Raw genomic sequence first — 20,816 nt, forward strand, 5'->3', positions numbered from 1 at the left:
AGCACGACCTTGCCAAGGTCGGGGTCGCGAGTTCGAGTCTCGTTTCCCGCTCCAAATTAAACAAAAACGCCGCTCATTGAGCGGCGTTTTTGTTCGTCCGCGATTTATGCGATCCGAAAAAAGGCCCGCCAGTCTGACTGGGCGGGCCTTTTGGCGTGGTTGCCAGGTAAAAAATGCAGGTGTCCAGCGTCAAGCGATGCCGGCAGCGGCATCGTCCTGCCGCTCGGTTCTTTAGCTCGGTTCTGTAGCTCAGTCCACGTGATAGTGGACCGACAGGATCCCTTTCTTGTGCGAAAGGGAGTCGATCGTGACCGTGCCCAAATCCTTCAGGCTACGAACATGGGTGCCGCCGCAACCATAGGCGGGCAGTTCACCAAAACCGATTTCCCGGGCGCCTTCGCGCAGAGACGTCAGGCGTGGCAGATCCTGGTCGACCCACTGTGCAAGGCCATTCTGCAATGTCTGTGCATCTACATCTTGTGCAGAGTCGCTTGGTTTGAATTGCACCCGTGACTCGCCCGGCCAGTGATGCGCCTTGACCGGCATCCAGCCCAGAGCCTGGATGAAGTGACCGATCAAGTGGCCGGCCGAATGCAGGCGTGTGTTGGATTGGCGACGTTGCGCGTCGACGCGGATCTGCGTCATGCCGAGGTTCACCGGACGGTCGACGTAATGGACGATCCGCTCGGGATCCTGCATCACCCGCAGTACCCGGCTTTCGCCAATCCAGCCGGTGTCAAAGGGTTGTCCGCCGCCCTGAGGGTGGAACAGCGTGGCGCGCAACACCACGGCGAACTCTTGCTCGTGGGACGTGCATTCCAGGATTTCCACGTTGGCCTTGAGGTCGTCACTGTGGAAAAAGAGGCGAAGCGTCATGTTGCAAACTCACAAAAATGTTTCTGATTTTTATTATATGAAGCGTGTTGGTGCGTGATAATCCGGTCAAACATCAAAGGACTGTTGCGTCGTGAGCATAAATCTACCGCTGCCGCTGCTCGGTGAAATGGCGATATTCGTCAAGGTTGTCGAGACCGGCAGCTTCTCCGAAGCGGCCCGCCAAATGGGTTCTTCACCCTCGGCAGTCAGTCGCAGTATTTCGCGACTGGAGAAAGCCTTGGCCATTCGTCTGCTGCAAAGGACCACGCGCAAATTGCGCTTGAGCGACGGCGGCGAGGAAGTGTTCAAGCGCTGTCAGGAGATGGTCAGCGCTGCCCGCTCGGTGATGGAAATCAGTGGTCAGTTCAGTGAGGAGGCGGAAGGGTTGGTGCGGATCAGCGTGCCCAAGGCCGTCGGGCGCTTCGTGATTCACCCGCACATGCCGGAGTTTCTGCGTCGTTACCCCAAAGTGGATGTGGAGTTGCTGCTCGAGGATCGTCAGGTGGACTTGATCGATGACAATGTCGACCTCGCGATTCGCATCACCGACCGCCCGCCTGCGGGGTTGGTGGGGCGGCAACTGCTGACCATAGACCATATGCTCTGCGCCACACCGCAGTATCTGGCAGAGCACGGGACGCCAACTCATCCCCATGACCTGCTCAATCACAGTTGCATCTACCTGGGCGAAACCCCGAGCGATGCGCGCTGGAAATTCAAGAAGGGCACCAAGGTGGTGACGGTGGGCGTGCGCGGGCGTTATGCCGCCAATCACACCGGGGTTCGACTGGGGGCGGTGCTGCAGCACATCGGGATTGGCAGCCTGCCGTACTTCACCGCACGGCATGCGTTGGAGCAGGGGTTGATGGTGCAGGTGCTGCCGGACTGGACTTTCCTTGCGTCGTATCACGGCGGTGCATGGTTGCTGCATTCGCCGACGCGCTACCTGCCGCCGAAATTGCGGGTGTTCATCGATTATCTGGTGGAGTGCTTGGAGAAGGAGCCGACGTTGAGCAAGCCGGGGAAATCGGGTGGGGCAGCGGAGTATGAGCTGCCAGAGAGTGACGGGATGTTTTGACGGGCCTCTACGCGGGCAAGCCTCGCTTCTACAGATCACGTAAAACCCTGTAGGAGCGAGGCTTGCCCGCGAAGGCGTTTTTCAGCCAAAAAAAGGCCCGCATGAACAACCATGCGGGCCTTTGCTTTACCGGATCCGGATCAGTGCTTGCTGTCCTGATTCGACAGCGCCAGCAGCTGCTTTTCCTGATTCCAGTCGAAAGGTTCGTCGTTCTGTTCGGCTTCGAAGCGACGTTCTTCCAGAGCCTGGTACAGGTCGATTTCATCATCGGGCATGTAGTGCAGGCAGTCGCCGGCGAAGTACCACAGCAGGTCGCGCGGGACCAGGTGGGCGATTTGCGGGTAGCGAGTGATGATCTGGCACAGGATGTCCTGGCCCAGGTACTGGCTTTCGATCGGGTCGACCGGCAGCAGGGCACGCAGTTCGTCGAAGCGCTCCAGGAACAAGCCATGGCTTTCTTCGGGAACCTGGTCGGCCTCACCCACGGCGACCAGGATGCTGCGCAGGTGGTCGAGCAAAACGAGATGATCGGCAACGATGTTGGACACGAGATAAGTCCTCAAGAGCAAAACGGGCGCGGGAGTATAAAGCCCCCGCGCCCATTTTTATACGCCGTACCGGCTCGGCTGGATCAGCGGATCCGACCTTGAGCCAGTGTCAGTTCCTGTTTGTCGAAGTCATCGACGTCGATCACCTTGCGCCGCGCCGCTTCCGCCTCCCGCAGGGTTTGCGCCTCCACCGGCTGCAACACGCCGGCTTCCAGCGCGGTATCGATGACATGTTCACCGGCGACCGGCCTGACTTGGCCGCTCTTGAGCGCCACATGCAGTTTCTTCTGCAACGGCTGCGCTTCGTTCGACAGGTCGCAGGCATGTTGCAAGGCGCCGACCGCATCGTCGTTCGATTGCGGGCGGTAGCAACCCTGAAGCAGTTCTTCGAGGGCCGGATCGCCCTTGGCGCGTCCGATCACCGCCGCGACCGCCGCGCCGAGTTTGTCCGACGGCCCTTTGTGGCGACGACCGAACGGGAACACGATCACCCGCAGCAGGCACGCCATCACCCTGTTCGGGAAATTGTTCAGCAGTTCATCCATCGCGCGCTCGGCCTGACCAAGGCTTTCTTCCATGGCCCAGATGAACAGCGGCTCCATGTGCTCCGGCGTGTCGAGGTCGTTGTAGCGCTTGATCGCGGCGCTGGCCAGATACATGTTGCTCAGCACATCACCCAGTCGGGCCGATAGGCGTTCGCGACGTTTAAGCTCGCCGCCCAGCAGCATCATGCTGAGGTCGGCCAGTAGCGCGAATGCCGCGGCCTGACGGTTGAGGGCGCGGAAGTAACCCTGACTGAGCCGATCGCCCGGCAGGTGTTCCAGATGACCGAAACCGAGGTTCAGCACCAGGGTGCTGGCGGCGTTGCCCACGGCAAAACCGATGTGCTTGAGCAGCAGGCCATCGAACTCGGTGAGTGCCTGATCCTTGTCCTCGCGACCGGCCAGAGCCATTTCCTTGAGCACGAAAGGATGACAGCGAATCGCACCCTGGCCGAAGATCATCAGGTTGCGCGAGAGAATGTTCGCACCTTCGACCGTGATGAAAATCGGCGCACCGCACCATTTGCGGGCCAGGTAATTGTTCGGCCCCTCGATGATCGCCTTGCCGCCGTGCACATCCATCGCGTGGCTGATGCACTCGCGGCCGCGTTCGGTCAGGTGGTACTTGAGAATGGCCGACAATACCGAAGGTTTTTCGCCCAGGTCCACCGCGTTGGCGGTCAGCATTCGCGCGGCGTCCATCATCCAGGCGTTGCCGCCAATGCGCGCCATGGACTCCTGAATGCCTTCGAACGCCGCGATCGGCACATTGAACTGCTCACGAATTTGCGCGTATTGCCCGGTCACCAGGCTGGTGAACTTGGCCATGCCGGTGCCCACCGCCGGCAGGGAAATCGAGCGCCCGACCGACAGGCAATTCATCAGCATCATCCAGCCCTTGCCGAGCATATCCTGGCCGCCGATCAGGAAGTCCAGCGGCAGAAACACGTCCTTGCCGGAGTTCGGGCCGTTCATGAACGCGGCCCCCAGTGGCAGATGGCGACGACCGATGTTTACGCCGGGGGTGTCGGTTGGCACCAGGGCCAGACTGATGCCCAGATCTTCCTTGTCACCCAGCAAATGGTCCGGGTCATAGGCCTTGAACGCCAGACCGAGCAGGGTGGCCACCGGGCCGAGAGTGATATAGCGCTTTTCCCAGTTCAGGCGCAGGCCGAGGGTCTCCTGGCCTTCCCATATTCCTTTGCAGATGATGCCGGTGTCGGGCATGCCGCCGGCGTCGGAGCCGGCGAGTGGCCCGGTCAGCGCGAAGCATGGAATCTCATCACCCCGGGCCAGGCGTGGCAGGTAGTGGTTGCGTTGTTCGTCAGTGCCGTAGTGCAGCAACAGTTCGGCAGGACCCAGGGAATTGGGGACCATCACGGTGGAGGCGAGGTCGCCGCTGTGGCTTGCTAGTTTCATTGCCACCTGCGAGTGGGCGTAGGCGGAAAAGCCCTTGCCGCCAAACTCCTTGGGAATGATCAGGGCGAAGAAGCCGTTGTCCTTGATGAAGGTCCAGGCCTGCTCTGGCAGGTCCATGGTTTGCCCGAGCTCCCAGTCGCTGACCATGGCACAGAGTTCTTCGGTCGGGCCATCGATAAAGGCCCGTTCTTCCTCGTTCAGTTGTGCCACGGGATAGGACAGCAACTTGTTCCAGTCCGGACGCCCGCTGAACAGTTCGCCGTCCCACCACACGGTGCCGGCTTCGATGGCGTCGCGTTCGGTTTGCGACATGGGCGGCAGGGTTTTCTGGAACCAGTTGAACATCGGCGCGCTGAAGAATTTGCGTCGCAGATCGGGCAGCAACAGAGGGGCTGCCACCGCAGCGAGCAGGACCCAGAAAATCAACAACAACCAACCCGGCGCGCGGCTGAGAGCGCCCATGGCCAGCAGGTAGACAGCCACCATGCCCAAGGCAGGCAGCGGGGCGATACGACGGTGGGCTAAATAAGCTATCCCGACAACCAGAACCAATATCCACAACAGCAGCATATTTAATCCTCCGTGAAACCAGGGCAAACCAACCCCAAGAGCTTAGACGGCATCCGCGAAACGGGGTGGGCAGAGCGAGGTGACTGAATTCGTAGGAAACCTACGATGATTGTGTAGGCCCGAGGAGCGTCGGACCGTGAAAGATCGTTCATTGAGCGGGCGCCAAAGCGTCCACATTTGGCCGAAACGTCGTTATCTCTGTGCTGAACCTCTCGCTAGACTCGGGACTCGTCAAGGAGATAGCCCGCATGCACGAGTACCTGAGTCCCGGCCGCTTCACCGATAGTGACCATCCTTCGGTGGTGGAGTTCGCCGAAAAACATCGTGGCGCCAGTCGCGATCCCATCGAGCAGGCCATCAGTCTCTATTACGCCGTGCGCGAGGCGGTGCGCTACAACCCTTATTCGTTCAGCCTCGATCCGCAGGCCCTGCGCGGCAGTCATGCCCTGGCCACCGGAGAGAGTTATTGCGTGCCCAAGGCCACGCTGCTGGCCGCTTGTGCGCGACATTGCGCGATACCGGCGCGGATCGGCCTGGCGGATGTGCGCAACCATCTGTCGACGCCGCGCCTGCTCGAGTTGCTCAAGAGCGATGTGTTCGCCATGCACGGCTACACCGAGCTCTATTTGAACGGTCGCTGGGTCAAGGCCACGCCGGCGTTCAATGAGGGATTGTGCGAGCTGTTCAACGTCGCGCCGCTGGAGTTCGACGGTATTAATGACAGTGTTTTTCACCCCTTCAATCGCGACGGCGAGAAGCTGATGGAGTACCTGGTCGATCACGGCCAGTTCACCGACGTCCCCGAAGCTTTCTTCTTCGAACATCTGCGCCAGTGCTATCCGCACCTGTTCGGTGAGCATTTGCAACCGTTGCTCGGTGACATGCAGAGCGATTTGAGTCGCGCCTGATCCGGCGTATGCTGCCTGCGCATTCATCAATCGAGAGGCGGTCATGCTGAAGATCTGGGGTCGGAAAAATTCGTCGAATGTAAGGAAACCTTTATGGGCCGCCGAAGAACTCGGTCTGGCGTATGAAGCCATCGATGCGGGCGGAGCCTTTGGTGTCGTCGACACACCCGAGTACCGCGCCATGAACCCTAATGGCCGCGTCCCGGTCATCGAAGACGAAGGTTTCGTGTTGTGGGAATCCAACGCCATCGTTCGTTATCTGATGGCAAAACACGCAGCGTATACCCCGTGGTACCCCACCGATGTGCAAGCACGGGCCATTGCTGACAAGTGGATGGACTGGACCACCTCCAGTTTCGCCGGCCCGTTCCGCACCGTGTTCTGGGGTGTTTTGCGCACCCCCGCCGATCAACAGGATTGGCCTGCCATCAAGGCTGCGATCAAAGAGTGCGACGCTTTGTTGGCGATGGCAGATCAGGCGCTGGCCGAGAAACCCTGGCTGTCGGGCGACGAGATCGGCATGGGCGACATTCCTCTGGGCAGCTTCATTTATGCCTGGTTCGAGATGCCGATCGAACGTGCACCGCAGCCTCATCTTGAGGCCTGGTACGCACGCTTGAAACAGCGACCGGCGTATCACAAGGCAGTCATGACCGCGTTGACTTAATACTCACTATCGACACACTTGACTGTACTTGTGTGGCGGCGACAAGCACCATTGTGCTATTGCGCTGCGGTTGCATGGTCCGCCGCCCGCTCACACTTTTTTCTTTTTTCACTTCCTGGTGTGTAAATCCGATATGAGTTCCGCTCTGTCCATCCGGCAGCTAACCAAAACCTACGGCAACGGTTTCCAGGCCTTGAGTGGTATCGATCTGGACGTCTCCGAAGGTGACTTCTTCGCCTTGCTCGGCCCTAACGGCGCGGGCAAATCCACGACCATCGGCATTCTCTCGACCCTGGTGAACAAGACCAGCGGCACGGTGAATATCTTCGGTCATGATCTGGACAAGAATCCTGCGCAGCTCAAGCGCTCCATCGGCGTGGTGCCTCAGGAATTCAACTTCAACCAGTTCGAAAAGACCTTCGACATCGTCGTGACCCAGGCCGGTTACTACGGCATTCCGGCGAAAGTCGCCAAGGAACGCGCCGAGCAGTACCTGACTCAGCTCGGCCTGTGGGACAAGCGCGATGTGCCGTCGCGCTCGCTGTCCGGCGGCATGAAGCGTCGACTGATGATTGCCCGCGCCCTGGTTCACGAACCACGCCTGTTGATTCTCGACGAGCCGACGGCGGGGGTGGACATCGAACTGCGTCGCTCGATGTGGACCTTCCTGACCGAGCTGAACAAGCGCGGCATTACCATAATCCTCACCACCCATTACCTGGAAGAGGCTGAACAGTTGTGCCGCAACATCGGCATCATCGACCACGGCGTCATCGTCGAAAACACCAGCATGAAGCAGCTGCTCGGCCAATTGCATGTCGAGACCTTCCTGCTGGATCTGAAGAATGGTCTGGGCACGCCGCCGCAACTGATCGGCTACCCGTCGCGGTTGCTCGATGGCCACACCCTGGAAGTCCAGGTCGATAAAAGCATGGGCATCACCGCGCTATTCACTCAGCTGGCACAACAGAACATCGAAGTGCTGAGCCTGCGTAACAAAACCAATCGCCTCGAGGAGTTGTTCGTGTCCCTGGTGGAGAAAAATCTGTCGAAGGTGGCGTTATGAGTTCCGAGCTGGGCCCCAACCTCGTTGCCCTGAACACCATCGTTTACCGTGAGGTCCGGCGCTTCACCCGGATCTGGCCACAGACCCTGCTGCCGCCGGCGATCACCATGGTTCTGTATTTCGTGATCTTCGGTAACCTGATTGGCCGGCAGATCGGCGACATGGGTGGCTTCACCTATATGGAGTACATCGTGCCGGGGCTGATCATGATGTCGGTGATCACCAACTCCTATGGCAACGTGGTGTCGAGTTTCTTCGGCAGCAAGTTCCAGCGCTCCATTGAAGAACTGATGGTGTCGCCGGTTTCGCCGCACACCATCCTGATCGGCTACACCCTGGGCGGCGTGCTGCGCGGGTTGATGGTGGGCATCATCGTGACCCTGCTGTCGCTGTTTTTCACCCATCTGCAGGTCCACCACCTGGGCGTGACCATTCTAGTGGTGGTGCTGACGGCGACGATCTTCTCGTTGCTGGGGTTCATCAACGCCGTGTTTGCACGCAATTTCGATGACATCTCGATCATCCCGACCTTCGTGCTGACGCCGCTGACGTACCTGGGCGGGGTGTTTTACTCGATCACGCTGCTGCCGCCGTTCTGGCAGACCGTGTCCCTGGCCAACCCGGTGTTGCACATGGTCAATGCGTTCCGTTACGGCATCCTCGGGGTGTCGGACATTCGCATCAGCATTGCGATCACCTTCATGTTGGTGGCAACGGTCATTCTGTATTTCGGTTGTGCGCGGTTGCTGGTGAGTGGGCGGGGGATGCGGACCTAAGCAATATCGCATCGCCTTCTTCGCGGGCAAGCCTCGCTCCTACAGGGCTGGCCGCCAGCCCCAAAAAAAACGGCCTCCCAAGTGGAGGCCGTTTTCATTGCTGCATCCGGCGCTGCTTGCGCCGTTTCCACTGCCGCGCCACCCACCAGCGCCAGTACATCATCACCAGGCAATAGGCCAGCGCGCCAAGCACCAGCCCCGTCACCACCGAGCCCAGCAGGAACGGCTGCCACAGGGTCGAGAGTTCGCCGCTGATCCATTCCCAGGTCAACTCGTCGGGCAAATGGCGGGCGGGTACGCCCATCAGCCAGGCGCCGGTTTGATAGGTGCAAAAGAACACGATGGGCATGGTGATCGGGTTGGTCAGCCAGACCAGGCTGACGGCAATCGGCATGTTGCCGCGCACGATTACGGCGAGGGTGGCGGCGACCAGCATCTGCAACGGGATCGGCAGGAACGCCGCAAACAGACCGACCGCCATCGCCCGGGCAACGGAGTGGCGGTTGAGGTGCCAGAGGTTGGGGTCATGCAGCAACGTGCCGAGAAAGCGTAAGGACTTGTGTTCCCTGATGCTTATCGGGTCTGGCATGTAACGTTTGAACAAGCGCCGGGGCATAAGGCTTCTCGGTCGGTTAAGGCGGCAAGTATGTCTGGATTCCATGACTCGCCTATTCAGACTTTGTGACAATTGATAACGACGGTCGTGCGGATGGACAGCTATGCCTAGGGTCGGGACTCTCTAGGACAGGCGTATGCGCACAGGGATGGTGGCGTTGGCGCTGGGTCTTCTGGCCTTGCGTTTTTTACCGGCATTGCCGCCGGTCGGGTTGTGGTTGTTGTTGCCGGTCTTGGGTTTGATGTTGCTGCCGTTCCGGACGTACCCCGTGGCATTTTTTCTCTTCGGCTTGAGCTGGGCCGGCGCCCAGGCGCAGTGGGCACTGGATGACCGCTTGCCAGCGAGCCTGGATGGCGAGACGCGCTGGATCGAAGGGCGGGTCGTGGGCTTGCCTCAGCATGGCGAGGCCGTAGTGCGTTTCGAATTGGCCGATGCCAGATCGCGACACGGCAGCGTGCCGAAGCTCATGCGTCTGGCCTGGTACGGCGGACCAACGGTCAACAGCAGCGAACGCTGGCGACTGGCGGTAAAGCTGAAACGGCCCGGCGGACTGCTCAACCCCCATGCCTTCGATTACGACGCCTGGTTGCTGGCGCAACGCATCGGCGCGACCGGCACGGTCAAGGATGGCGAGCGCCTGAGCGAGGCGCGATGGGCCTGGCGAGACGGCATTCGCCAGAAGTTGTTGCAAGTCGACGCGCAAGGTCGAACCGGCGTTCTGGTGGCGCTGGTGCTCGGGGACGGCGCGGGGCTCAGTCGCGAGGACTGGCAGGTGTTGCAGGACACCGGCACCGTGCACTTGTTGGTGATTTCCGGACAGCACATCGGGCTGCTGGCGGGGCTGGTGTACCTGCTGGTCGCCGGGCTTGCCCGTTACGGTCAGTGGCCGGCCCGATTGCCGTGGCTGCCCTGGGCCTGCGGCTTGGCCTTCGCGGCGGGGCTCGGTTACGGGCTGCTGGCAGGTTTCGAGGTTCCGGTGCGCCGCGCCTGCCTGATGCTCGGCCTTGTTCTGTTGTGGCGCTTGCGCTTTCGCCACCTTGGCGCCTGGTGGCCGCTGCTGCTGGCGCTCAATGGCGTGTTGCTGATGGAACCGCTGGCCAGCCTGCAACCGGGATTCTGGTTGTCCTTCGGCGCGGTGTCGGTACTGATCTTTACCTTCAGCGGTCGCCTGGGGCCGTGGCGCTGGTGGCAAACCTGGACCCGTGCCCAATGGCTGATCGCAATCGGCCTCGGTCCGTTACTGCTGATACTCGGCTTGCCGATCAGCCTCAGTGGGCCTTTGGTCAATCTGCTGGCGGTGCCCTGGATCAGCATGCTGGTGCTGCCACCGGCCTTGCTTGGAACCCTGTTGCTGCCCGTTCCTTATGTGGGGGAGGGGTTGCTGTGGCTGGCCGGAGGGCTGATCGACTGGCTTTTCAAAGGCCTGGGGATAATGGCCGGGAAAATTCCCGCCTGGATACCGGTGGCAATGCCCTGGTGGTCATGGGCCCTGGGCGCATTCGGTGCGCTGCTGCTTCTATTACCGCGCGGTGTGCCGATGCGGCCGCTGGGTTGGCCGTTGTTGCTGTTGCTGGTTTTTCCGCCTCGACCCACGCTGCCGGAAGGCGTGGCCGAGATCTGGCAACTGGATGTCGGCCAGGGCCTGGCCATTCTGGTTCGGACCCGAAATCACGCGCTGTTGTATGACGCGGGGCCGCGTTTCGGCGATAGCGATCTGGGCGAGCGTGTCGTGGTGCCGGCCTTGCGTAAATTGGGGGTAGAAGCCCTCGACCTGATGTTGATCAGCCACGCCCATGTCGATCATTCCGGCGGGGCACAGGCAGTGACCAGGGCAATAACGGTGCAACAGGTCATCGGCGGCGAACCCGAAGAGCTGCCCGCCGAGTTGCAAGCAGGAGAATGCGAGAGCGGCCGGCAATGGACTTGGGATGGCGTGAGCTTCGAACTTTGGCGTTGGGCCGATGCCCAGGAAAGTAATCCAAAGTCCTGCGTTCTGCAGATCGATGCCGGCGGCGAACGCTTGCTGCTGACCGGGGATATCGACGCCAGCGCCGAGCGCGCGCTGCTCGACGGCCCGCTGGCGGTGAAGACCGACTGGCTGCAGTCGCCACACCATGGCAGTCGCAGTTCCTCCACCACGGCCTTGCTCAGCACCCTGCAACCCAGGGCCGTGCTGATCTCCCGTAGCAGGGGCAATTCCTTCGGCCATCCTCATCCAACGGTGCTGGCACGTTATCGACAACGCGCCATGGCCATCTACGACAGCGCGGAGCAGGGCGCCATTCATCTGCAACTGGGTCTCTTCGAACCACCGGGGACGATGCGTCTGGAACGGCGTTTCTGGCGCGATCCACCGCCGAAACATTAATAACCGCCAGCTATTAAAGACCGACCGGATGCGACATCACGGTCTTCGGTGCGCCGACCCCCTATGTTAGAGTGGCGCACTTTTTCGAGGGGACTGTCACTGTGTGGGAATTGGTCAAATCCGGCGGCTGGATGATGCTGCCGATCATCCTGAGTTCCATCGCGGCCATGGCCATCGTCGCCGAGCGCCTCTGGACTCTGCGATCCAGCCGCGTGACCCCGGAGCACCTGCTCGGGCAGGTCTGGGTATGGATCAAGGACAAACAGCTCAATAAGGAAAAACTCAAGGAATTGCGCGCCAACTCGCCGCTGGGCGAGATCCTCGCCGCAGGCCTGGCCAACTCCAAACATGGTCGCGAGATCATGAAAGAGTGCATCGAAGAGGCCGCTGCCCGGGTCATTCACGATCTGGAGCGCTACATCAACGCCCTCGGCACCATCGCGGCCATGGCACCATTGCTGGGCCTGCTGGGTACGGTGCTGGGCATGATCGATATTTTCAGTGCGTTCATGGGCACCGGCATGACCACCAACGCCGCGGTGCTGGCCGGCGGTATCTCCAAGGCGCTGATCACCACGGCCGCGGGCCTGATGGTCGGTATTCCGTCGGTGTTCTTCCACCGTTTCCTGCAACGCCGCATCGATGAGTTGGTGGTGGGCATGGAGCAGGAAGCGATCAAGCTGGTCGAAGTCGTCCAGGGCGACCGTGATGTGGACCTGGCGGGAGTCAAAGCGTGAAATTCCGTCGCAAGCAGCGGGAGAACGTGGACATCAACCTCGCGTCGCTGATCGACGTGGTGTTTATCCTGCTGCTGTTTTTCGTGGTGACCACGACCTTCACCCGCGAAACCCAATTGCGCGTGGACTTGCCCGAAGCGGTCAGCGGTTCGCCAGCGGATGATCAGTCCAAACAGCTGGATATCGCCATCAGCGCCGATGGCGTGTTCTCGGTGAACAACCAGATCCTGCCGAAAAGCGACCTGGCCAGCCTGATGGAAGCGTTGCAGAAAGAATCCAATGGCGACACCAATCGGCCGCTGTCCATCAGCGCCGACGGCAAATCCCAGCACCAGTCGGTGATCACTGCCATGGACGCCGCCGGCAAGCTGGGCTTCAGCCACTTGCGCATGACCACAGTCGAGGCGGCGCCTACCGCGCCATGATGGCCATGTCCGATCGTCTGCTCGCCGCGTGGTACCAGGGGCATCCGGCCCTCAAGCTGTTGCAGCCGCTGGAGTGGCTGTACCGGCGCGTGGTCAACAACAAGCGCAAACGCTTCCTGGCGGGCGAGGGTGACATCTATCAGCCGCCCGTGCCGTTGATCGTGGTCGGCAACATTACGGTCGGCGGTACCGGCAAGACGCCGCTGATTCTCTGGATGATCGAGCATTGTCAGCGCAGCGGTTTGCGGGTTGGCGTGGTCAGCCGTGGCTATGGCGCCAAGCCGCCGCAATTGCCGTGGCGGGTCGAGGCTGATCAGACCGCAGACGTGGCGGGTGACGAGCCACTGTTGATTGTCCAGCGCACCGGCGTGCCGCTGATGATCGATCCGGATCGCAGCAGCGCAGTCAAGGCATTACTCGCGAGCGAACCGCTGGACCTGATCCTTTCCGATGACGGCATGCAGCACTACCGCCTGGCTCGCGATCTGGAACTGGTGCTGATCGACGCCGCCCGCGGCCTGGGCAACAAGCGTTGCCTGCCTGCCGGCCCTTTGCGCGAGCCGGTCGAACGCCTGCAAAGCGTCGACGCGGTGCTCTACAACGGCGCCACGGCCGATCGCGATGGCGGTTTTGCCTTCCACTTGCAACCCCGTGCATTGATCAATCTGCGCAGCGGTGAACGCCATCCTCTTGATCACTTTGCCCCGGGCCAGGCGCTGCATGCGGTGGCCGGCATCGGCAATCCGCAGCGTTTCTTCAATACCCTTGAAACGCTACACTGGCAGCCTGTTCCACATGCCTTTGCCGACCACGCCGAATACAGCGTGCAGGCCTTGAATTTCACCCCGTCATTGCCGTTGGTGATGACCGAAAAGGACGCGGTGAAGTGCCGTGCCTTCGCCGCCGCCGATTGGTGGTACCTGGCGGTCGATGCTGTGCCGTCGCCGGCTTTCGTGGCCTGGTTCGATACTCAGCTGATGCGCCTGTTGCCGGCTCGTCTGTTGCCTTAATCCGTTTTTATCCAGGGAATGCTCATGGACACCAAACTGCTCGATATCCTCGCTTGCCCGGTCTGCAAAGGCCCGCTCAAACTCAGCGCCGACAAGACCGAGCTGATCAGCAAGGGCGCAGGTCTTGCCTACCCGATTCGCGACGGCATTCCGGTCATGCTCGAAACCGAAGCCCGCACCCTGACCACCGATGAGCGCCTGGATAAATGACCACAGCCTTTACCGTCGTCATTCCATCGCGTTTCGCTTCCACCCGTCTGCCCGGTAAACCGCTGCTGCCGATTGCCGGCAAGCCGATGATCCAGCACGTCTGGGAACAGGCGAAAAAAAGCAGCGCCCAGCGCGTGGTGGTGGCCACCGATGATGCGCGCATCGTCGAAGCCTGCCAGGGGTTTGGCGCCGAAGTGGTGCTGACCCGCGAAGATCACAACTCCGGTACCGATCGCCTGGCTGAAGTCGCGACGAAACTGGGCCTGGCCCCGGACGCCATCGTGGTCAATGTCCAGGGTGACGAGCCGATGATCCCGCCGAGCGTGATCGATCAGGTCGCCGCCAACCTGGCCGCCCACACCGAAGCGCGCATGGCCACCCTGGGTGAGCCGATCGAAGACGTTGAAAGCCTGTTCAATCCCAATGTGGTCAAGGTCGTCAGCGACCTCAACGGCCTGGCCCTGACCTTCAGCCGTGCCACGCTGCCCTGGGCACGGGATGCCTTTGTGCAGAGCCGCGAGCACTTGCCCGAAGGCGTGCCGTATCGCCGCCACATCGGTATTTACGCCTATCGCGCCGGTTTCCTGCATGACTTCGTCAGCTGGGGTCCGTGCTGGCTGGAAAACACCGAATGCCTGGAACAGTTGCGGGCCCTGTGGCACGGCGTCCGGATTCACGTCGCCGATGCGCTGATCGCGCCACCGGCCGGTGTCGATACCTTCGATGACCTCGAGCGCGTTCGTCGCCTGCTGGAGGCGTGATGCGGGTTCTGTTTGTCTGCTTGGGCAACATCTGCCGCTCTCCCACCGCCGAAGGCGTGCTGCGGCACAAACTGCGTGAGGCCGGGCTGGCCGATCAGGTCGAAGTCGCCTCCGCCGGTACCGGTGACTGGCACGTCGGCAAGGCGCCGGACAAGCGCAGTCAGGCCGCGGCGAAGCTTCGCGGTTACGACCTGTCGGCGCAACGTGCCCAGCAAGTCACTCGCGCCGATTTCGCCACCTACGATCTGATCCTGGCGATGGACAACAGCAACCTGCGCAACCTCAAGGCCCTGCAACCGGCCAAGGGCAAGGCCGAACTGGACCTGTTCCTGCGTCGTTATCAGTCCGAGCTCGATGAAGTGCCGGACCCGTATTACGACGGCGACCAGGGTTTCGAGCAGGTGCTGGACCTGATCGAACGCGCCACCGATTTGCTGGTGATTGAACTGAAGGGAAGGTTATGAGTTTGCAGGTGCGTTCACAGGTGTCGCTCAAGCCGTACAACAGCTTCGGCGTGGACGTTGAGGCCCGCCTGTTCGCCGAAGCCCACAGCGATGCCGATGTGCGCGAAGCCCTGACTTACGCACAATCCCATGACGTGCCGTTGCTGGTGATTGGCGGCGGCAGCAACTTGCTGCTGACCGCCGATATCCAGGCGCTGGTGCTGCGCATGGCCAGCCGCGGGATTCGTGTGCTGAGCGACGACGGCAGCAAAGTGGTGATCGAGGCGGAGGCGGGCGAGCCGTGGCATCCGTTCGTGCAACACACGCTGATGCAAGGCCTGTCCGGCCTTGAGAACCTGAGTCTGATCCCCGGCACTGTCGGCGCGGCACCGATGCAGAACATCGGCGCCTATGGGGTCGAGATCAAGGATGTATTCGCCGGCCTCACTGCTCTCGATCGGCAGAGCGGCGAATTGCGCGAGTTCAGCCTGGAAGAATGCAACTTTACCTACCGTGACAGCCTGTTCAAGCAGGAGCCGGGGCGCTGGTTGATTCTGCGAGTACGTTTCAATCTCGATCGCAAGGCGCACTTGCACCTGGAGTACGGTCCGGTGCGACAGCGCCTGACTGAACAAGGCATCGAGCATCCCACCGCCAGCGATGTCAGCCAAGCCATTTGCAGCATTCGCAGCGAGAAACTCCCGGACCCGGCTGTACTGGGCAATGCCGGCAGCTTCTTCAAGAACCCCCTGGTGTCTGCGCAGCTGGCGGCAACGCTCAAGGGCCAATACCCGGATCTGGTGGCCTACGTGCAACCTGACGGGCAGGTGAAACTGGCCGCCGGTTGGCTGATCGAGCGGGCCGGCTGGAAAGGTTTCCGAGAAGCCGATGCCGGTGTGCACAAATTGCAGGCGCTGGTGCTGGTCAATTACGGCGGCGCGACCGGGCTGCAATTGCTCGACCTGGCGCAGCGAATCCAGAAAGACATTTCAGAACGTTTCCAGGTCGATCTGGAAATGGAGCCGAATCGCTATTGAAGCTACGCTTTGAAGGTTCAACTCAAAGCCCTGCACTGATGATAAGTGCAGGGCTTTTTTGTTAATGCTGGGTTAACTTAGCGAGCTAACGATGCAATGCTTTGTTTCACAAAAGGCCCGGTGCAGACGCTCCCGTCGGCATAAGAGAGCCCCATTAGCCTGAGTCGATCTGCGTGATGCCAACCGCCGAACGCCGGCGGCAGATTGCTCGACCCCATAAACCCATTCTATGCGGGCGTGCCCATGATTACCCTGAAGCTCAATGGTCAAGACCATCAACTCGATGTCACCGAGGACATGCCCCTGTTGTGGGCGATCCGCGACGTGGCCGGTTACAACGGCACTAAATTCGGCTGCGGCATGGGGCTGTGCGGTGCCTGCACCATCCATATCGAAGGCGCTCCGGCGCGTAGCTGCATCACACCGATTGGCTCGGTGGTCGGCCAGAACGTCAGCACCATCGATAACCTCCATGCAGACCCGGTAGGCAAGGTCGTGCAGCAAGCTTGGCTCGATACGGCCGTGGCCCAGTGCGGTTACTGCCAGGGCGGGCAAATCATGTCCGCCACCGCGCTGCTCAAGACCAATCCGAACCCCAGCGACGAACAGATCGAAGAGGCGATGGTCGGCAACATCTGCCGTTGCGGTACCTACAACCGCATCAAGACTGCCATCCGCCAGGCATCCACCCACCTGAAGGAGGCCAAGGCATGAGCCGGTTACCGAATGATTTCGCCCTGAGCAACCTTAGCCGGCGTGGTTTCCTTAAGGGCGTGGGGGCCACGGGTGCCCTGGTGGTCGCTGCGAGCTGGGGCTGGCAGGACGTTTTTGCCGAGGACAAAGAGAAGAAATTCGGCGCCGATGGCATGCCCAACGGCTGGGTCGATGATCCCAAGGTGTACGTCAGCATCGCCACTGATGGCACGGTGACGGTGGTTTGCAACCGTTCGGAAATGGGCCAGGGTGTGCGCACCAGCCTGACCATGGTCGTGGCCGATGAACTGGAAGCCGACTGGTCACGTGTCAAGGTGCGCCAGGCACCGGGCGACGAAGCCCGCTACGGCAACCAGGATACCGACGGTTCGCGCAGCATGCGCCACTGGTTCGAACCGATGCGTCGTTGCGGTGCCGCCGCGCGGTCCATGTTGGAGCAGGCCGCCGCCGATCAGTGGAAAGTGCCGGTGGGCGAATGTCACGCGCAACTGCACAAGGTCATCCACAAACCTTCCGGTCGCGAGCTGGAGTACGGCGCACTGGCCACCGCTGCCAGCGCCTTGGCTGTGCCTGCGCGGGACAGCCTGAAACTCAAGCAGCCCTCGGAGTTCCGCTACATCGGCAAGGAGGGCACCAAGGCCATCGACGGTGACGATATCGTCAATGGCCGTGCAGTCTACGGCGCCGATGTGCATTTCGACGGCATGCTGTTCGCCGTCATTGCCCGGCCGGCGGTGTACGGCGGCAAGGTGAAAAGCTTCGACGGTTCGGCGGCGATGAAGGTCCCGGGCGTGGTCAAGGTCATCCAGATCGAGAGCAAACCGCTGCCCTCGGAGTTTCAACCGCTGGGCGGCATTGCCGTGGTGGCGAACAACACCTGGGCTGCGCTCAAGGGCCGTGAAGCGCTGAAAATCGAGTGGGATGACGGGGCCAACGCCAGCTACGACTCGATTGCCTATCGCAAGGAACTGGAAGCCTCTTCGCAGAAACCCGGCAAAGTGGTGCGCAATACCGGCAACATCGAAGAAGCCATGAAAAGCGCCGACAGCAAGCTGGAAGCGTCCTATTACCTGCCGCACCTGTCGCAGTCGCCGATGGAGCCGATGGTCGGCATTGCCCGTTACAAGGACGGTGTCTGCGAAGCCTGGGGGCCGAGCCAGGCGCCTCAGGTCACTCGCGAGCGGATAGGCGAACGCCTGGGCCTGCCATTCGACAACGTGACCTTCAACGTCACCTTGCTCGGTGGCGGTTTCGGTCGAAAGTCCAAGCCGGATTTCATCATCGAAGCGGCAATCCTGGCCAAGGAGTTTCCCGGCAAAGCGGTGCGGGTGCAGTGGAGCCGTGAAGACGACATCCATTGCTCGTATTTCCACACCGTATCGGTGGAGCGTCTCGAAGCCAGCCTGAACAAGGATGGCCTGCCGTCCGGCTGGCTGCACCGCACCGTGGCGCCGAGCATCACCGCATTGTTTGCGCCGAACATGAATCACGAAGCGGCGTTCGAGTTGGGCATGGGCTTTACCAACATGGCCTACGCCATCCCGAATATTCGTCTGGAAAACCCCGAGGCAACGGTTCATACCCGCGTGGGCTGGTACCGCTCGGTGTCGAACATCCCCCACGGTTTTGCGGTCCAGAGCTTCATCGACGAGTTGGCGCACAAGGCCAAGGAAGACCCGCTCAAGTATCAGATCAAGCTGCTTGGCCCGGACCGCAAGATCGATCCGACCACCTTGAGCGATGAGTGGAACTACGGCGAATCCCCGGAGCGTTATCCGATCGATACCGGTCGCTTGCGCACGGTGCTTGAAACCGCGGCCAAGGCTGCCGGCTGGGGGCGTGAGCTGCCGAAGGGGCGCGGTTTGGGCCTGGCGGTGCATTACAGCTTCGTCACCTATGTGGCGGCGGTGATCGAAGTCGAAGTCAAGGACGACGGCACCCTGATCGTGCACAAGGCCGATATCGCCGTCGATTGCGGCCCGCAGATCAATCCCGAGCGGATTCGCGCGCAGTTCGAAGGCGCATGTGTCATGGGCCTCGGCAACGCGGTCCTGGGCGAGATCAGCTTCAAGGACGGCAAGGTCCAGCAGGACAACTTCCATATGTACGAAGTGGCGCGCATGAATCTGGCGCCGAAGGAAGTCGCTGTGCATCTGGTCACGCCACCGGGCGAGGTGCCATTGGGCGGTGTCGGCGAACCGGGCGTACCGCCGATCGCGCCTGCGCTGTGTAATGCGATCTTCGCCGCCACCGGCAAGCGCATTCGCGATCTGCCGGTTCGTTTCCAGCTTTCCGGCTGGAACAAGGCCAGCGCCTGATGGACAGTGCCGATCTGAATGTCCTGCGCAGCGTGCTGGAGTGGCGCCGCGCCGGACAGCGGGTGGTGTTGTACAGCGTGGTCCAGACCTGGGGCACCGCGCCCCGGGCACCTGGCGCCATGCTGGCTTTGCGCGAAGATGGTGTGGTGATCGGCTCGGTGTCCGGCGGTTGTGTCGAGGATGACCTGATTGCGAGGTTGCATGACGGTCGTATCCCCGCAGACGGGCCGCCGGTGCAATTGATCACTTACGGCGTGACCCGCGAGGAGGCCGCCCGCTTCGGGTTGCCTTGTGGCGGCACCTTGCGCCTGACCGAAGAACGCGTCGGCGACCCTGCCTGGGTCGCCGAATTGCTGGCGCGCTGTGAAGACCACCAGATCGTCGCGCGTTCGCTGGATATCGCGACCGGTGAGGTAGTGTTGCAGCCGGCCAGCAAGTCGGACGTGCTGACATTCGATGAAAAGAGATTGCGGGCCATTTACGGCCCGCGTTGGCGGTTGTTGCTGATCGGCGCGGGACAATTGTCCCGCTACGTCGCCGAAATGGCCCGATTGCTGGATTTCGAAGTGCTGATCTGCGATCCACGCACCGAGTTCGTCTATGGCTGGGAAGAACAGCACGGTCGGTTTGTCTCGGGTATGCCCGACGAGGCGGTAGTGAATATTCAGACCGACGAACGCACCGCCATTGTCGCTCTGACCCATGATCCACGCCTGGATGACATGGCCCTGCTGACGGCGCTTGATTCCAAGGCGTTTTATGTCGGCGCGCTGGGTTCGCGGGTCAACAGTCAGAAGCGCCGGGACAATCTGCTGCAACTGGGGTTGTCGCCGCAGGCTATCGCGCGGCTGCACGGGCCGATCGGTCTGCACATCGGCAGTCATAATCCGGCGGAAATCGCCTTGTCGCTGATGGCCGAGATCGTAGCTATCAAGAATGGCGTCGAGCTCAAACAGAAAAAGCCGTTGCAGGAGAGCGTATGAGTGAGTCTGTCGGCGTCATCGTGTTGGCGGCGGGGCAGGGCAGTCGGTTCAGGCAAGTGGCGGGTGCCGACAGGGACAAGCTGCTGGCGGACTGCACAGGGCGTGACGGCGCGGTTCGTTCGGTGATTGAGCAGGTGCTGGTGAGTTTGCCGGCTGAGCTGACCAGGCGCGTGCTGGTCACCACCGAAGATCGCCCGCAGGTGATCCGCATGGCCCAGGCCTATGGTTTCGAGATCGTACTCATCGAATCCACCGGCATGGGCGACAGCATCGCGGCCGGGGTTACGGCCTGCTCGCAGTTGGACGGCTGGTTGATCGTGCTGGGAGACATGCCCTTTATCCTTCCGTCGACGGTGCAGCAGGTATTGGCGGGGATTGCCGACGACGGGATCAGTGTTCCGGTGAACGATGGCGATTATGGGCATCCTGTGGGGTTCGGGAGTACCTTCGGGCCGGGATTGATGGGGTTGTCGGGAGATCGTGGGGCCAAGCCGTTGTTTGCGTCGGCCAAGGTGGTCGAGGTGGCGGTGGACGATCCTGGGGTGTTATGGGATGTGGATGTGCCTGAGGCCTTAGTGTTCAACAGCTAGATCGCGTTTAACTGTAGGAGCGAGTTCACTCGCGATGAACGTGAGGTCGCCGCGGGGTATCAGGCTTCCCGCGTTATCGTTGACCTCCATCGCGGGCAAGCCACGCTCCCACAGGATTTGTGTCGTTCGCCATTTCCGTGAACAACACAAAACC

The 20,816-nt window shown here is 61.2% G+C and carries 21 protein-coding genes; 17 read left to right on the forward strand and 4 right to left on the reverse strand.

What is annotated here, in order from left to right; genetic code table 11:
* Positions 1–249: 249 nt before the first annotated feature.
* On the reverse strand, positions 250–876 hold the full coding sequence (locus tag ACW9JE_RS18005) for an alanyl-tRNA editing protein (protein ID WP_224537097.1): 627 nt from the start codon (positions 874–876) through the stop codon (positions 250–252).
* Positions 877–967: 91 nt separating this feature from the next.
* On the opposite strand from ACW9JE_RS18005, the gene ACW9JE_RS18010 reads away from it, so the two are divergent.
* A complete protein-coding gene (locus ACW9JE_RS18010; protein ID WP_224537099.1) occupies positions 968–1,954 on the forward strand; it encodes a LysR family transcriptional regulator in 987 nt (328 codons plus the stop codon).
* Positions 1,955–2,094: 140 nt separating this feature from the next.
* Here the strand turns inward: ACW9JE_RS18010 and ACW9JE_RS18015 are convergent, their stop codons facing one another.
* Both ACW9JE_RS18015 and ACW9JE_RS18020 read right to left on the reverse strand, forming a co-directional pair.
* Positions 2,095–2,502, reverse strand: coding sequence for a PA2817 family protein (locus tag ACW9JE_RS18015; protein WP_457433498.1), 408 nt, complete (start codon positions 2,500–2,502; stop codon positions 2,095–2,097).
* Positions 2,503–2,585: 83 nt separating this feature from the next.
* Positions 2,586–5,033 carry an acyl-CoA dehydrogenase gene (locus tag ACW9JE_RS18020; RefSeq protein ID WP_457433499.1) on the reverse strand — a complete coding sequence of 816 codons (2,448 nt, stop codon included), beginning with the start codon at positions 5,031–5,033 and terminating at the stop codon, positions 2,586–2,588.
* Between the two features lie 248 nt (positions 5,034–5,281).
* Between ACW9JE_RS18020 and ACW9JE_RS18025 the strand changes: the two genes are divergently transcribed.
* The 4 genes from ACW9JE_RS18025 (at position 5,282) to ACW9JE_RS18040 (ending at position 8,450) form a co-directional block, all read left to right on the forward strand.
* Positions 5,282–5,941 carry a transglutaminase-like domain-containing protein gene (locus ACW9JE_RS18025; RefSeq protein ID WP_457433500.1) on the forward strand — a complete coding sequence of 220 codons (660 nt, stop codon included), beginning with the start codon at positions 5,282–5,284 and terminating at the stop codon, positions 5,939–5,941.
* 43 nt (positions 5,942–5,984) lie between these two features.
* Positions 5,985–6,608, forward strand: coding sequence for a glutathione S-transferase family protein (locus ACW9JE_RS18030; protein ID WP_224537106.1), 624 nt, complete (start codon positions 5,985–5,987; stop codon positions 6,606–6,608).
* A 133-nt stretch (positions 6,609–6,741) separates the two neighbouring features.
* Entirely contained in the window at positions 6,742–7,674 is a 933-nt protein-coding gene (locus ACW9JE_RS18035; RefSeq protein WP_224537108.1) for an ABC transporter ATP-binding protein, read from the forward strand.
* Positions 7,671–8,450 (forward strand): ABC transporter permease, encoded by a 780-nt coding sequence (locus ACW9JE_RS18040; protein WP_224537110.1) that lies wholly within the window; start codon positions 7,671–7,673, stop codon positions 8,448–8,450. The genes ACW9JE_RS18035 and ACW9JE_RS18040 overlap by 4 nt, the downstream gene beginning before the upstream one ends.
* 94 nt (positions 8,451–8,544) lie before the next feature.
* Here the strand turns inward: ACW9JE_RS18040 and ACW9JE_RS18045 are convergent, their stop codons facing one another.
* Positions 8,545–9,066: a DUF2062 domain-containing protein gene (locus ACW9JE_RS18045; protein ID WP_224537111.1), complete on the reverse strand. Its 522-nt coding sequence runs from the start codon at positions 9,064–9,066 to the stop codon at positions 8,545–8,547.
* A 136-nt stretch (positions 9,067–9,202) separates the two neighbouring features.
* Between ACW9JE_RS18045 and ACW9JE_RS18050 the strand changes: the two genes are divergently transcribed.
* The 12 genes from ACW9JE_RS18050 to ACW9JE_RS18105 all read left to right on the forward strand — a co-directional run bounded on the left by ACW9JE_RS18050 (position 9,203) and on the right by ACW9JE_RS18105 (position 20,662).
* Positions 9,203–11,434: a DNA internalization-related competence protein ComEC/Rec2 gene (locus ACW9JE_RS18050; protein WP_457433501.1), complete on the forward strand. Its 2,232-nt coding sequence runs from the start codon at positions 9,203–9,205 to the stop codon at positions 11,432–11,434.
* A 101-nt stretch (positions 11,435–11,535) separates the two neighbouring features.
* Positions 11,536–12,171, forward strand: coding sequence for a MotA/TolQ/ExbB proton channel family protein (locus tag ACW9JE_RS18055; protein WP_224537115.1), 636 nt, complete (start codon positions 11,536–11,538; stop codon positions 12,169–12,171).
* Complete coding sequence (locus ACW9JE_RS18060; protein ID WP_224537117.1) at positions 12,168–12,596, forward strand: ExbD/TolR family protein; 429 nt, start codon at positions 12,168–12,170, stop codon at positions 12,594–12,596. Before ACW9JE_RS18055 ends, ACW9JE_RS18060 begins: the two co-directional genes overlap by 4 nt.
* Positions 12,596–13,606, forward strand: a complete 1,011-nt coding sequence (lpxK, locus tag ACW9JE_RS18065) for a tetraacyldisaccharide 4'-kinase (RefSeq protein ID WP_457433507.1) — start codon at positions 12,596–12,598, stop codon at positions 13,604–13,606. The genes ACW9JE_RS18060 and lpxK overlap by 1 nt, the downstream gene beginning before the upstream one ends.
* Positions 13,607–13,630: 24 nt before the next feature.
* Positions 13,631–13,816 carry a Trm112 family protein gene (locus ACW9JE_RS18070; RefSeq protein WP_007945752.1) on the forward strand — a complete coding sequence of 62 codons (186 nt, stop codon included), beginning with the start codon at positions 13,631–13,633 and terminating at the stop codon, positions 13,814–13,816.
* Positions 13,813–14,577, forward strand: a complete 765-nt coding sequence (gene kdsB, locus ACW9JE_RS18075) for a 3-deoxy-manno-octulosonate cytidylyltransferase (protein ID WP_175376112.1) — start codon at positions 13,813–13,815, stop codon at positions 14,575–14,577. The genes ACW9JE_RS18070 and kdsB overlap by 4 nt, the downstream gene beginning before the upstream one ends.
* On the forward strand, positions 14,577–15,041 hold the full coding sequence (locus ACW9JE_RS18080; protein WP_457433502.1) for a low molecular weight protein-tyrosine-phosphatase: 465 nt from the start codon (positions 14,577–14,579) through the stop codon (positions 15,039–15,041). The genes kdsB and ACW9JE_RS18080 overlap by 1 nt, the downstream gene beginning before the upstream one ends.
* Complete coding sequence (gene murB / locus ACW9JE_RS18085; protein ID WP_457433503.1) at positions 15,038–16,057, forward strand: UDP-N-acetylmuramate dehydrogenase; 1,020 nt, start codon at positions 15,038–15,040, stop codon at positions 16,055–16,057. The genes ACW9JE_RS18080 and murB overlap by 4 nt, the downstream gene beginning before the upstream one ends.
* Positions 16,058–16,300: 243 nt before the next feature.
* On the forward strand, positions 16,301–16,771 hold the full coding sequence (locus tag ACW9JE_RS18090; protein ID WP_175376109.1) for a (2Fe-2S)-binding protein: 471 nt from the start codon (positions 16,301–16,303) through the stop codon (positions 16,769–16,771).
* Positions 16,768–19,089, forward strand: coding sequence for a molybdopterin cofactor-binding domain-containing protein (locus ACW9JE_RS18095; RefSeq protein ID WP_457433504.1), 2,322 nt, complete (start codon positions 16,768–16,770; stop codon positions 19,087–19,089). The genes ACW9JE_RS18090 and ACW9JE_RS18095 overlap by 4 nt, the downstream gene beginning before the upstream one ends.
* Positions 19,089–20,072: an XdhC family protein gene (locus ACW9JE_RS18100; RefSeq protein ID WP_457433505.1), complete on the forward strand. Its 984-nt coding sequence runs from the start codon at positions 19,089–19,091 to the stop codon at positions 20,070–20,072. The genes ACW9JE_RS18095 and ACW9JE_RS18100 overlap by 1 nt, the downstream gene beginning before the upstream one ends.
* A complete protein-coding gene (locus ACW9JE_RS18105; RefSeq protein ID WP_457433506.1) occupies positions 20,069–20,662 on the forward strand; it encodes a nucleotidyltransferase family protein in 594 nt (197 codons plus the stop codon). Before ACW9JE_RS18100 ends, ACW9JE_RS18105 begins: the two co-directional genes overlap by 4 nt.
* Positions 20,663–20,816: the final 154 nt, after the last annotated feature.

Source organism: Pseudomonas sp. SDO55104_S430, from assembly GCF_054070595.1.